Origin of the sequence: Vallitalea sp. (genome assembly GCF_025211055.1) — a bacterium.
GTDB lineage: Bacteria > Bacillota > Clostridia > Lachnospirales > Vallitaleaceae > Vallitalea.
In genome coordinates this window covers 1-13,615 of sequence record NZ_JAOARO010000074.1, presented here as the reverse complement: position 1 = coordinate 13,615, position 13,615 = coordinate 1, and the positions used below count along the sequence as shown (strand labels likewise).

The 13,615-nt window shown below is 28.8% G+C and carries 11 protein-coding genes and 1 pseudogene; 10 read left to right on the top strand and 2 right to left on the bottom strand.

The window, feature by feature from the left end:
* Window positions 1-364: 364 nt before the first annotated feature.
* The 9 genes from N4A55_RS10550 (at window position 365) to N4A55_RS10510 (ending at window position 11,552) form a co-directional block, all read left to right on the top strand.
* Window positions 365-811, top strand: a complete 447-nt coding sequence (locus N4A55_RS10550; protein WP_293756012.1) for a universal stress protein — start codon at window positions 365-367, stop codon at window positions 809-811.
* Window positions 812-944: 133 nt separating this feature from the next.
* A complete protein-coding gene (locus tag N4A55_RS10545; RefSeq protein ID WP_293756009.1) occupies window positions 945-2,192 on the top strand; it encodes a peptidylprolyl isomerase in 1,248 nt (415 codons plus the stop codon).
* A gap of 476 nt (window positions 2,193-2,668) precedes the next feature.
* Window positions 2,669-4,387, top strand: a complete 1,719-nt coding sequence (locus N4A55_RS10540) for an ABC transporter ATP-binding protein (protein WP_293756006.1) — start codon at window positions 2,669-2,671, stop codon at window positions 4,385-4,387.
* Between the two features lie 47 nt (window positions 4,388-4,434).
* Window positions 4,435-6,213 (top strand): ABC transporter ATP-binding protein, encoded by a 1,779-nt coding sequence (locus N4A55_RS10535; RefSeq protein ID WP_293756003.1) that lies wholly within the window; start codon window positions 4,435-4,437, stop codon window positions 6,211-6,213.
* 156 nt (window positions 6,214-6,369) lie between these two features.
* The gene (locus tag N4A55_RS10530; protein WP_293756000.1) at window positions 6,370-7,134 is read left to right on the top strand and encodes an N-acetylmuramoyl-L-alanine amidase; all 765 of its coding nucleotides are present in this window, start codon (window positions 6,370-6,372) and stop codon (window positions 7,132-7,134) included.
* 190 nt (window positions 7,135-7,324) lie between these two features.
* Window positions 7,325-7,549: a hypothetical protein gene (locus N4A55_RS10525; RefSeq protein WP_293755997.1), complete on the top strand. Its 225-nt coding sequence runs from the start codon at window positions 7,325-7,327 to the stop codon at window positions 7,547-7,549.
* Between the two features lie 242 nt (window positions 7,550-7,791).
* Window positions 7,792-10,566, top strand: coding sequence for a C39 family peptidase (locus N4A55_RS10520; RefSeq protein ID WP_293755994.1), 2,775 nt, complete (start codon window positions 7,792-7,794; stop codon window positions 10,564-10,566).
* Between the two features lie 14 nt (window positions 10,567-10,580).
* The gene (locus N4A55_RS10515; protein ID WP_293755991.1) at window positions 10,581-11,264 is read left to right on the top strand and encodes a DUF1287 domain-containing protein; all 684 of its coding nucleotides are present in this window, start codon (window positions 10,581-10,583) and stop codon (window positions 11,262-11,264) included.
* 96 nt (window positions 11,265-11,360) lie between these two features.
* Window positions 11,361-11,552, top strand: a complete 192-nt coding sequence (locus tag N4A55_RS10510; RefSeq protein WP_293755988.1) for a helix-turn-helix domain-containing protein — start codon at window positions 11,361-11,363, stop codon at window positions 11,550-11,552.
* Window positions 11,553-12,491: 939 nt separating this feature from the next.
* Here N4A55_RS10510 and N4A55_RS10505 read toward each other — a convergent pair.
* Both N4A55_RS10505 and N4A55_RS10500 read right to left on the bottom strand, forming a co-directional pair.
* The gene (locus N4A55_RS10505; protein WP_293755985.1) at window positions 12,492-12,716 is read right to left on the bottom strand and encodes a hypothetical protein; all 225 of its coding nucleotides are present in this window, start codon (window positions 12,714-12,716) and stop codon (window positions 12,492-12,494) included.
* Window positions 12,679-12,819: a transposase family protein gene (locus N4A55_RS10500; RefSeq protein ID WP_293755982.1), complete on the bottom strand. Its 141-nt coding sequence runs from the start codon at window positions 12,817-12,819 to the stop codon at window positions 12,679-12,681. The genes N4A55_RS10505 and N4A55_RS10500 overlap by 38 nt, the downstream gene beginning before the upstream one ends.
* A gap of 550 nt (window positions 12,820-13,369) precedes the next feature.
* Here N4A55_RS10500 and N4A55_RS10495 point away from each other — a divergent pair.
* A pseudogene (locus N4A55_RS10495) lies at window positions 13,370-13,615 on the top strand (hypothetical protein); the annotation flags it as partial.

Genomic DNA, 13,615 nt, shown 5'->3' with positions numbered 1-13,615 from the left:
TAAGCAAGTAATAGAAAGTAATAAGAGCAAAAGAGAAACCCACAAGAATTATAAGCTTACAAAACAGCTTAATCTTGCGGGGTTTACTTATTTCTTATTTAAGAGCTCAAATATCGCTATTTAACGACAGCCCCTTTTTATTGTTTTATATAGAAAACCAGTAAGTATAAGTGCTTTTTTGATAAGGCTTAATCTATTAATAATATACTAAGTAAATATAAACAATAATGAATAATTTGTTAACAATTATTGAAGTTTTCTTTAATTTGTAGAATAACATTTTATTACATGTTATAATGGCACTGTACTTAAGGTAAATCATATATTGAAATATTACCTTAAGAGTAATTAAGGGGGCTTGTATATGAGTCAAGACGCGGAAAAAGTACTAGTGTGTATAACTATACAGAAGAACTCGAAAAGATTAATAAGAAAAGGTGCAGAAATCGCAAATGAGATAAATGGAGAGCTTCATATACTACATGTTGAAAAAGGAATGAGTATATTCAAGAATGAAGAATCTATTAAGTTATTAGAAGAATTATTTGAATATGGAAAGCAGTTAGGTGGAGAGGTCCATTTCTTGAGCGGTAAAGATGTACCAAGTAAAATAGTAGATTTTATTAAATCAATGCAAATAACTAGATTAGTTTTAGGGGAAACCATGAGAAGTAAACTTCATAGATTGTTAACAAAGGATATTGAGAATAACGTTCTAAGCCAGACAAAAGAAGTTGAATTGTTAATTCTAGAAAGAAATAATAATGACAATAAAAAATTTCTTAAAGATAAGAAATTATTTTCCAATTAATTTTAATTTGATTTTATTATGAAAATCATTTAAAATATAATAAGCCTAGAGATTGAAATATAAGTTATATATTGTTAATTTATAATGTTATATTTTTATTTCACTAAAGAAAATAAAAGGAGTGGCAATAATAATGAAGAAAGTCAACAAGCTTATTTCAGTATGTTTAGTGCTTGCAATGGCAACAGTTATGTTCGCAGGCTGTAGTAAAGGTAAAGATAAAGATACTGATAAGGACCAAGAAACAAAAGTAGTAGCAACAATAAATGATGAACATAATATTAATCTGGGAGAAGTTAATTTGCAACTAAGACAATTAGAACTTCAATATGAAATGACATATGGACCAAATGTATGGGATCAACAATTAGAAGATGGTAAGACAGTAGTTGATATGGCAATAGAGAATGTTTTAGCTTCTGTTAAGACAGGAAATATAGTTGCTTTAGTAGCTAAAGAAAAGGGAATAAAAGTATCAGATGAAGATATTAAAAAAAATGAGAAGACAGCTGATGAGTTCGTAAAACAATATGAGGAACAACATGGTAAGGACAGCTTAGCAAAAGATGATATAACTTTGGATATTATTAATAAAATTCTTGAACAGAGTTCTCTATACAATGCTTTGTTTGAACAAGAATTAAAAGATTATGAAGTAGATGAAGAAGAACTTAATACTCTATTAGATCAAAGTCCAAATTACAAAGGATATCAAGAAAATGGATATGATTACTATGCAAAAGATGTAAGAGTAAGACATATATTATTAAAAACAATGGATGAAGCAAATCAACCATTACCTGAGGATAAAAAGGCAGAAGTTAAAGCAAAAGCAGAAGAAGTATTAGCAAAAGCAAAAGCAGGAGAAGATTTTGAATCTTTAGTAAAAGAATACTCAGAAGACCCAGGTTCAAAAGATAAGGGTGGAGAATATACTTTTAATAAAGGCTCTAATTATGCTCCAGAGTTCACTGAAGCATCATTTAGTATGGAACCAGGAGATATTAGTGAGCTTGTGGAAACAACATTTGGATATCACATAATTAAATTAGAAGAAGTTATTGAACCAACTGAAGAACGTATACAATCTCTAAAAGATAATGAGCAACAAATAAAAGACGATGCTATTAAGTATTTAAAAATGCAAGAATTTGATAAGAGATACAAAGAGTGGGAAAAAGATTATACAGTAGAAGAAAACAAAGAAGTTGTAAAGACTATTGAAGTTAGACAATCAAGAAATGCTGTTGAAGAAGAAAATGAAAGTACTACTGATACAGAATCAGATGAGACTACTACTGATGATACTTCTGACGACAAAACTTCAGAAGATAATGAAATTACAGATGATGTAGAAGAGACTACTACTGATAATAACTAATTCCTAGCAATATGAGTAATTAGATAAATATTTATACTCTAATTACATAACATATATTAAAAAAGCACCTTATACAGCCTTATACAGGTGCTTTTTTTTGGTTCAAAAGTAATATTTGGACTATTAATGAATATAATATTATTAAAAAAGTGTTTGACAAAATAATAATATTTGTGTAATATTATAAAAGAATTATTATTAATAAATATTAAAAAAGGAGGTAGCGTTATGTTAACTAAAATAAGAATAGTTAAAGACATGAAAAATCAATTAATCAATGATAATAACTTTGATAATTATGAGATGACCCTGCCTCAGATAGTAGATTAGAATTTTATCTATTTATATGATACGTGAGCCATGGGTTATGTGCCTATGGTTTTTTTGATATATTATACTAATTGACCATGGGATAATTATGCCATGGTTTTTTTATTTTCTAATCTATTATTTTGAGGTTTGTAAGGAGGATTAATATGAAGAGAGTTTTGCATTATATGAGGAAATACTGGTATTTGTATTTCTTAGGAAGTATTGCTTTATTGACTAGTATAGTTTTAGACTTGTTTACACCTATAATAACAGGAACAATAATTGATGATGTCATTGAGGGTGGAAATATAAGTATATTCAAAGGTCTGATAACTGCACTTGTTGGTATTACTCTAGGTAGGGCTGTACTGGGATATATAAAAGAGATAATGTTTGATTTTGCAGGTTCCAACATTATATGTGGGCTTAGACAAGATTTTTTTGATCATATTCAAAGCCTTTCACTTGGATTTTTTGATAGAAAAAATACAGGGGAATTAATGTCAAGAATCAAAGATGATGCGGATAGAGTCTGGGAAGGTATTAGTTTTGGACTCATGTTATTTATAGAGATAATAATATATTTTGTTATTGCAACAATTTTTATGTTTAGAATAAGTGCTAAATTATCAATACTAGCGTTTATAACACTACCGTTTATTGCTTATATGGCAATCTTGTTAGAGAAAAAGATAGGGGCTACATATGAGAAAATTAGTGAACAAAATGCTACCCTTAATACAACAGCTCAAGAAAATATAGCTGGTATAAGATTAGTTAAGGCGTTTGCTAGGGAGAGACATGAAATAAAGAAATTTTTAGCATATAACGAAGGTTATTATAAATTGAATATGGAACAAGCAAGAATATGGTCAAGATTTTTTCCTAGTATTGAAATGCTGACTAATATTTTGCCAATACTAGTTATCGTATTTGGTGGTTCAATGGTAATAGGTAAGGATTTGACAGTAGGTACTTTGGTAAAATTCACTGGTTATATGAATATGGTAATCTGGCCAATGAGGTCATTTGGATTTCTTAGTAACCTAATGGCAGAAGCAAAGGCATCAGCTAAGAAAATAGATAAAATATTTCTTGAAGAACCAGAAATCAAGAATGCCAATAAACCTACTAAGTTAGTTGAACCTAAAGGAAAAGTTGAATTTAATAATGTATCACTTCAATTAGGGGGTAAGAAGATTCTTGATGATATCAGTTTCAAGATTCTACCAAGTAAGACCCTTGCTATCATGGGTGCTACTGGTTCAGGAAAAACATCTATTATCAATCTTCTGGAAAGATTCTATGATACAACAGATGGAGATATATTAATCGATAACAAAAGAATAAATGATATTGAGTTGGCTAATTTGCGTGAGAATATTTCTGTGGTTATGCAGGATGTGTTTTTGTTCTCAGATACTATAAAAGAAAATATTTGTTTCGGATATGGTGAGTTATTAGCAAATGATTTAATAGTTAATTCTGCACAAAGTGCAAAAGCAGATGATTTTATTGAGCATATGGAAGAGGGATATGATACAGTCATAGGTGAAAGAGGAATTGGTTTATCTGGTGGACAGAAACAAAGAATCAGTATAGCAAGAGCATTAGCCAAAGAATGCAAAATAATTATATTTGATGATTCCACATCAGCTCTTGACATGAAAACAGAATACAAAATTCAAAAAGAAATTGATAAGAAAGATGATATAACTAAGATAATAGTTGCTCATAGAATCTCAGCAGTAAAAAATGCAGATGAGATTATTATACTTGAAGATGGAAAGATAGTGGAAAGAGGTAACCATGATTCTCTTATCAAAATGAAAGGCCGTTACTATGACACCTTAAAAGAACAATACGAAGGATATGCGGTATAGAATTTTATTGGTTGGTAAACATTTAGAAAATATTCGGAGGTGTTATTATGGCAGTAAATAACTTTAGAGAAGATGAACAATCAAAAGAAGAATTGAAAAAAGTAACAATACTAAGATTGTTCTCTTACATGAAGAAATATAAAAAAGAGATTATTCATGTATTAATAATTATGGGTTTAATAATCACAGTAAACGTATTAAATCCTATATTAATGAAGATTGCTATTGATGATTATATTAAAAAGTTTAATGCTAATGGTTTGTATATTATAGGAATAATTGCAGTAATAATGAATTTGATCAGTAGATATTGTATGAAGAAAAGGATTTTAATAATGTCAAAAGTTTCCAATAGTGTACTAATGGAAATACGACAGGAATTATATGAACATCTTCAAAAATTATCCTTTAACTTTTTTGATAATAGGCCTGTAGGTAAGGTATTAGCAAGAGTCATAGGAGATGTTAACTCATTGAAAAGTGTTTTGACAAACAGCGTCATTTCACTAGTACCTGATTTTGTAACATTAATAGTTGTACTTATAATCATGTTTGTATTAAACGTGAAACTTGCCTTAGGTGCGTTAGCTTTATTACCATTATTAGTATTTGGTATGTATTTTGTGCAGGTAAGAGCACATAGAAGGTGGCAGATATTCAGGAAGAAAAATTCTAACATGAATGCGTATACCCATGAAAACTTTTCTGGTATACGTGTAGTTCAGAGTTTTACAGCTGAGCAATATACAAGTAAGACTTTTAGGGAATTATTAAGAGAACACAAAAGGTCATTTATAAATGCTGTCAGGCTCAATGATATATTCTGGCCTATGGTTGAAATATCTTGGGGTATCGGTACAATCATGGTTTTCTTGATAGGGGTAAATTTATCTTCTAAGAATGAAATAACAGTTGGGACATTGATTGCTTTTACTACTTATGTTGGTATGTTCTGGCAACCTATAATGAATCTAAGTAACTTTTATAACCAGCTGATAACTAATATAGCAGGGGCTGAAAGGATTTTTGAGATATTAGATACTAAACCTGATATTAAGGATATAAGAAATGCAAAAACAATGCCTTCCATAAAAGGAAATGTTACATTTAATAATATTACATTTGGATATGATGAGAAGGTTAAAGTGTTAGAAAATGTATCTTTCAATATTAAAGAAGGTGAGACCATAGCATTAGTTGGACCTACTGGTGCTGGTAAAACCACTATAGTCAATCTATTAAGCAGATTCTACGATGTTAATGAAGGAACAGTTAAAATAGATGATATAGACATCAGAGATGTGACAATTGAGAGTTTAAGAAGTCAAATGGGTATCATGACACAGGATACATTCTTATTTACTGGAACAATCAAGGATAATATAAGATATGGTAAACTTGATGCTACAGACGAAGAGATAATAGAATCAGCTAAAGCTGTTCATGCTCATGAATTTATTATGAAGCTTGATAAAGGATATGATACAGCAGTTAATGAAAGAGGTACCAAGTTATCAGTAGGTCAAAGACAATTGATTGCTTTCGCTAGAATCATGCTATCTAAACCTAAGATTCTTATACTTGATGAGGCAACTTCCAGTATAGATACACATACGGAAAGATTAGTACAAAAAGGTATTGAGGAATTACTTAAGAACAGAACCTCTTTTGTTATTGCTCATAGATTATCAACTATTCAGAAGGCAAATAGAATATTTGTTGTTGATAAAGGGAATATACTTGAAAGTGGTAACCATGATGAATTAATGAATCAAGAGGGGATCTACTATAATCTTTATATGGCTCAATTTGAAGCTATCAGCTAATCATCATTTATGTTCATGGGCAGAATATCTACTATCTTAAGATATTCTGTCCATAAATATTTATTTGAATAAAATATAAAGTTATTTGATAAAATAATATGTATAATTTTATTTACATGCATATACTAGTAATAAGAATATATGGATGGTTTTGGTATGAAATTAAAGGATAAGTTGGGATATCTTCCTTTGGTGATTGTTGATGCAGGCTATAGTCAACAGATTTATGGTTCTGATGGAATGGCATTACCGATAGTGAAGGATGACAATTATATTAAACGTAGGAAATTTAACAATGATATTATGAGTAAATTTATTGAAAAAGCTAAGAATCTGAATTTTATAGTATTGGATGTCGCTCCTGAAGAATATGATATGTCATTAGAAATACGAATAAATAGAGCTAATGTGAATTATACTACATATTTAAATAAGTACGACGATATCTCAGGTGATAGGCTATCTGTTTACATAGCATTGCAATATGACCCTAAAGCTTGTAACTGGGATGATACTGATAATTGTCTGAAAATCTTATATTTGAATGATGATACTGAAAGTAGGACTCTGGCTTATTTAATCAATAATCAGTTTGATAATATTAGTGGAGCTATAAAGGCTTCAAATAACTATGTTCTGAAACACTTGAATATGCAGGGAATATTGATTGATGCAAGTTTTATGGATCTGAAAGAACAAGTTGATTGGATGGAGAATGAAGATTTTATTGATGACATGGCACAAAAAATCTTATTAGGGTGTCTACAGTATTTTGGTATAAAAAATATTGATGATATAATTTTAGATTCTAACCTTAGTGTTGATAAAAGAATAAAGAAGTTACAGGAGAAAGTTGATAAATTAGATAAGAGGATAACTCTGTTCGAAGAAAAAATAACAGATTTTGATAAATTTATTTGATGATAATTTATAAAGCTATCAGAATTTTTTAATTATGTATTATTTTCTACTATGAAAATTTATTATAAAATAGTATAATAGTAAATATAGAATTTATTGAAATTCCTGAACATTAGATGATAGCATTTATAATTATTTATAAAAATATGTATTTGGGGGGATTTTATAGATATAAAGGAATAATGATTTTTTGAACAAGATCAATTATTATCAAATGGAGGAAAGAAAAGAGATGCCTAGAAAAGAGGTAGTAAAAGAGCTTGATAAAGAACAGAGGATAAAAAAGCATAATGATAAAGCTAAAGGTAAGACAAAAGAAATAAGGGATATCCATCGTAAGCCCAAGTTAAAAACTAAAAAAGTTAATAAAAATCAATGGTTGAAGAATATAGATGATGAAGAATATTATATATAATAAAAAGGGGTATTTAAAAAAGGATAATCATTTTTTTGAATACCCTTTTTTATTTATTGAAAACTCCTATATTATAAGCATTTAAAATAGTAACGTTTTCATGGTCAAATAGTCTTATTTCACTAAAATTGTAGAAAAAATGTTATTATAATTGACATTTGTAGTTTCCTCTGATAACTTTTATATAAGAGTATATGCTACTTTAAATATATAATTTCAGAGATTTGCAAGGATGTGATTACGTGAAAAAACTAGGTTTCAGATTAGTATTATTAATTTTGTTAATATCTATGTTGGTTTCATTTACATATATAAGAAATAAAGAAGATATGTTACCAACTATTTCAAAGGGATTGGATACATCTCCCATTATTATAATTAAAAACGATAATATACTATATAATGTAATGTATCCATATGTGGATAAGATGGATATGCTTACAGGAGATAGTTATACTAATTTTAATTTTGACCAGGTGATAGAGTTATATATAACCAGTACTTCAAAAGCGGCAAAAGTATCTTATGAAATCATTGATACTCTTACTGGTAAATCTGTTATTAAATCAAATATCAATAAAAAAAACATTGTTATTAAAGATGATCACACTATTGCTAACCTAATCATTCCTAAGTTAGATAAAAAGGATTATCCTTATGTTTTGAATATAAATTATAATGATAGAGGAAAAACATCTCTAAAATACTATCAACCTTTTTATTTGGATGACAATAAAACAATCGATAATATAAATGAAAAAGTTATGAAGTTTCATAATGCTACTTTTGACAAGAATAAGAAAATAATAAGTAGTTTAGTAATTGGAACAGGTACATCAGATTCCGGTTCGTTTAACTATGTAAATAATTATTCAACATTAGATAATATTATATGGAGTTATAATCAGGACATTATAAAGATGAATGAACCAATAATACGTATAACTAATATTGATAATAATAACAGCATCTATCAGGTCCAATTATCTTATACAATAGCAGTAAGAGCAAATCATGAATTTGAATACTGGGATTTTGTTGAAAAGTATGAGATTGTAGGTAGGAAACAGGCAAGAATCAATTCTTTTGAAAGAAAAGGATATACAAAAACAGATCCTTATTTTGACAAAGCCTGTAAACAGATAATAGTTGGCTCTGGAGATAATGATATTATAACTTCCAAAGAGCAATCTGATAATATGAGATTTTATAGTTTTGTAAAAAATAATCAACTATGGTTATTTGACAATACAACAAACAAACTAACCAAAGTCTTTGGTTTTGATAAACTAGATAGCGATTATATAGTAGATAATTATAATGCTCATAGAATAAAGATTAATAGTCTAGATGATGAAGGCAATATTAATTATATTGTATATGGGTATATGAATACAGGAAAATATCAAGGGGATAATGGAATTTTATTATATGAATTTAATTATTACCTAGGAAATAATGAAAACTTAGGTTTTGTGAATCTACCCTATGGATTTGATAAGATGGATTATTATATCAATAGTTATATTTATAGACCAAAAGGTAATAATATAATGTATAGTATTTTAGATGGAGGGCTATATCAATTTAATTTTGCTAATAGGAGTGTTGTTAATATAACTGACGCTATTCCATATAATAAAGATAGTATTACTATCACAAGAGATAAAAAAGCAATCTTCTGGAATGAGAATATTAACATTAAATTGAATAAAAATGTTAGAGGGATAATTATTAATGGTAGTTCCCCAAAAGAAGTTAACATAAACGATGGTTCTTATAATAATAATCTTATAGGTAATTATAAAGATTATATTATTATAGGTTATTATGATGTACATGAGACTATAGAAAAACTTAATGGAGAAGTTAGCTATTACTATAATAAAGTACAAGTATTAGACTCCGCAGGTAAAGTTATTCAAGAATGTATACCTACTAAAGGGAATTTTTATTCCAATGTGGAAATCTCAATAAATGGAATTAAATTAACTACAGTAAAAAAAGTTAAAACAATCAATGCTAACCCTAGGTATTCAAAAGTAAATACTCAAAAAGTTAAACAAGAAGAATTTGTGTTGAATACTAAGGATAAGGAATTAACTTATATAATAGATACAATAGAATCCCCTCTAGGATATGATATAATTACAATTAATAGCGATAATTATAAAGAGTGTGATGAAGTTGAGGAGAAAAATACTGTTAAAAATATATATCAAGTCAATAAAAGGATAAAATATAACCCTGCTTCTATAGATGAACATTACCAATTAATAAATCAAGGTAAGATAAAGGCTATTTATGACATTATGACTCAAGCGTTAAATGCTAAAAAAGATTATGGATATAATTCTTGTATTTTAAAATCTCATAAAAATAATAACAAAGTAATGTATCAAAATGAGTTTAGAAGTTCTATGAAGATACAAGGAATACCTGTTATTCCTCAAAAACCAGAGCTACCTAGAGGATGTGAAGTAACCAGTCTTACTATGTTGCTTAATTATTACAGGACTGATAAGGTCGATAAGATGCAGTTAGCCAATGAGATAATTAAAGATAACACAAAATATACTATTGTTGATGGAATGATTAATTTTGGAGATCCACATTCAGGATTTGTTGGAGATATCGCTAATGTTGCCAATAAAGGATATTCTGTTTACAATGAACCAATAGTAGAACTAGCTGAGAAATACTCTACTAATATTCTTAATATATCAGGAAGTGATTTTGAAGATGTCTTATATTATGTAGGTATAGGTAAACCAGTATGGGTAAGCTCGCCTAATATATATAATAAAGTGCCAATGTCATCCATACAACAGTGGGTGACCCCTAATGGTATTATGGAAATAAGTTATACATCACATTCAGTACTTGTTATAGGGTATGATCATGGATATGTATACTTTAATGACCCATCCAAAAATATGTTGAGGAAGAAGCCTATAAAGGATTTTAAGAATGGCTGGGAAGATGTGGGGAGACAAGCCATCTTAATTTATAAGTAGAAGGTGATTAAATATTGAAAAAGGGTATAAAATTAATAGGAATAGGAGTTATGTTTCTTATTGCTTTTGGGATTTATAATAAATATAAACATGATGATGTGTTTTATGTTTTTAGACCGTCAATGAATATAGAGACTATCAGCTGTATAAATGATTTAGACCAAGATGGATTAAACGATCAAGAAGATATAATTGAAGGTGCTAAAAAAGAGGTTAAGAATCATACAAAATATAAAAGCGGATATTATGCAGGAGGATATCCTCCAGAACATGAAGGAGTATGTACGGATGTAATATGGAGAGCTCTTGATAATGCAGGTTATATCTTGAAAGATAACATGGATAAAGATATAGAACTAAACACTGATGATTATACAAGAGTTGATAAGATTGATACTAATATAGATTTTAGAAGGGTAAAGAATCAATATGTATTTATGAAGAAATACATGACTAATTTACCTATAGAAGTTATTCCATATAATAAGAATAATCTTACTCAGTGGCAGGGAGGAGATATTGTGATTTTATCTCACCCAGACCATGTTGCAATCATTTCTGATAAGAGGAGAAAAGATGGTGTACCATATGTTATACACAATTCCTATAATTATCCAAAAGAAGAGGATAGATTATTAAAATGGAGTGAGGGTAATAATATTATAGGGCATTTTAGATTTGTTAATATTGAAATTTGAAGGAGCTTTATATGAATAAATTTCCAGTATTTACCTAGTGAAATATCTATATCTCTGATGTAAAGTATAATTAAAAAGACTTGCGTGGTGGGACATATGTTATTTAGAATTAGAGAAATTAGAGAAATTAAGAATTACAACATATCACAGTTAGCCAAAAAAGCTGGAATATCCAAAACTACAATATCCAAATTAGAAAATTATAAAGAATCACCTACAATCGAGACATTAGAGAAAATAGCAAAAGTTTTAGATGTTAAAGTAAGTGATTTATTAGTTGAAGATTAAATATTTGCATAATGTTGATTATAATAATCATAGTCAGAAACCCATAGATACTTTTTTATGGTAAAATGAACCTGACAGCGCTGTAGCAATAATGATGTACTTAGTCGTTGTAAGGTTTTATGCTACTTAGTCCGGACTATACAAATACATGGTAAATTAAGATTGACTATGTGTTTAATAATGATGTTTATAAATCTATTACTTTTATCTATAAATTTTTTAAACCCAAAACATTTAATAGAACTACATTTCTAAAAGGGCATTTAGGATTTGATTTAACTTGTGTTAATGATGATAATATTTATGCTGGTAAGATTGTAAATTCAAGTAGTGAAACTTACAATGGAAATGTAATTCATATTAAGCTTTACCTCTCACACCAAAGATCGAAGGTAGGTCACGGCATACGCATGAAAATTTTTCTTAATGAAAATTACTCAAAGTAATTTTAAAAAATACTATTAATTAATAGTGCTTATAAAGACAAGGGCTATATAGATGGGCTTGTGGCATTCTTCCGTAAATGCTATCTCTCTAATATTCTTTGTGGCTACAGGTTTGTTAAGATTCTATAGGTGATACTTTTTCTTTCCGCTAAACGTCCATGTTTAGAGGAAAGGCACTTTGCAGTCCTAGCACGCTTATCGTATCACCTATAGAACCTTACCTTGATAATCTCCTAGAATATTAAAGAGATAACATTTACTTGGTTCTTGGATATTTTATGTGTCACTTTTTCTGCTTTTATCCTTTTTTACTGATATCACACCTTCTAAGAACTTTTCATCCATGCATGCATAGAGTCTTTTTCTTTTTATACTCATCTTCTTTAAATACTACATCAAGTATCCAATGCATACTTTCTACTCCCCAGTGATTCCTTACCCCTTTTGCAAATAGCTCTACATCACTTTTTAGACTTGTGATAAAGTATCTTACTTATTTTGTTGTTTCTTCTCTTGTTGTTATCTTATTGGTTACCATCCCTATGCTTTTGATGTCTTTCCACTTTTCCTTTTCTTGCATCCAATCGATGTCTTCTATGATGCAATAAGTTCTTTTTTCTATTCTTCCATGGCCTTTTTCTAGCGTTGTTTTCTGTTGGATTTTATCTGGGTCTATGTCTCTATAGTTTTCTTCTTTTTGCTCCTGCAAATAGACCAATTTCTTCCCATCCTTCACAATTTGCAATCATTCCAGCCACTGCTATGAATATAATATCTACTAACTTGAGTCTTATTTTCCATATTTGTCTATAATCTTTCATATCTTTAAAATAATCTATAAATTAAGATGTCATTGTTTCTCCTCGTTTCTTTTCTTTTATCTCATATTATAGTTATTTTGGTATTTTTTCTCAACTAATTCGTGTGCTTTGTGGAAAATCTCTGTAGTCATTCACTATCAGAGTAGATGTATAGGTATCTATTATATGTGATTTTTAAAGTATCCTTAGAAAATCTTAGTGAATGGAAGAAGGGTTACCGTTAAGAAATATAAGTGTTTGACCGAAGGAAGTTCTTATATTTTAGGTAACCATTCTGGAAGGAGCTTAGTTTTTCTTAGGATGCTTTAACTTGAACAGATTATTGATACCTATATATCTACAGACGTTTTGTCGTATAGCTACAAATTTTTTCATGCGTATGCCGTGCCTCATACATCAAGTGTAGCAGTTATTGGTGCTATAACTAAGCAAGAAAGTTATAGTTAGTGGAGCTATAGGGGCTGTAGGTGGTTATATAGGTAGTAAAGCATTAAGTGACTAATTTAATTGTGATTAGTGATATTAACTTAAATATACAGCAGGAGAGTATATGATAAAAGATTTAATAATGGATGCAAAAACAGATAAAGATAGTATGTATGTGTTAATAAAACAATTTGAACCACTGATTGACAAATATAGTAGATTGCTTAACTATGAGGAAGCAAGGACAGATTTGATAATAGCTTTTATTGAACTAATCCATAAGATACCATGTTTAGAAACACCAAAGAATATTTCGTATATAAATAAATCCATTAAAAATACCTATATTAGGTTTTCAAAAAGTAATAAC

What these genes read in the sequence shown, in the direction of transcription:
- N4A55_RS10530 (WP_293756000.1), top strand. Translation starts at nt 6,370, where the DNA reads ATGAAATTAAAGGATAAGTTGGGATATCTTCCTTTGGTGATTGTTGAT.
- N4A55_RS10510 (WP_293755988.1), top strand. Translation starts at nt 11,361, where the DNA reads ATGTTATTTAGAATTAGAGAAATTAGAGAAATTAAGAATTACAACATA.
- N4A55_RS10535 (WP_293756003.1), top strand. Translation starts at nt 4,435, where the DNA reads ATGGCAGTAAATAACTTTAGAGAAGATGAACAATCAAAAGAAGAATTG.
- N4A55_RS10500 (WP_293755982.1), bottom strand. Translation starts at nt 12,819, where the DNA reads ATGAAAGATTATAGACAAATATGGAAAATAAGACTCAAGTTAGTAGAT.
- N4A55_RS10540 (WP_293756006.1), top strand. Translation starts at nt 2,669, where the DNA reads ATGAAGAGAGTTTTGCATTATATGAGGAAATACTGGTATTTGTATTTC.
- N4A55_RS10545 (WP_293756009.1), top strand. Translation starts at nt 945, where the DNA reads ATGAAGAAAGTCAACAAGCTTATTTCAGTATGTTTAGTGCTTGCAATG.
- N4A55_RS10550 (WP_293756012.1), top strand. Translation starts at nt 365, where the DNA reads ATGAGTCAAGACGCGGAAAAAGTACTAGTGTGTATAACTATACAGAAG.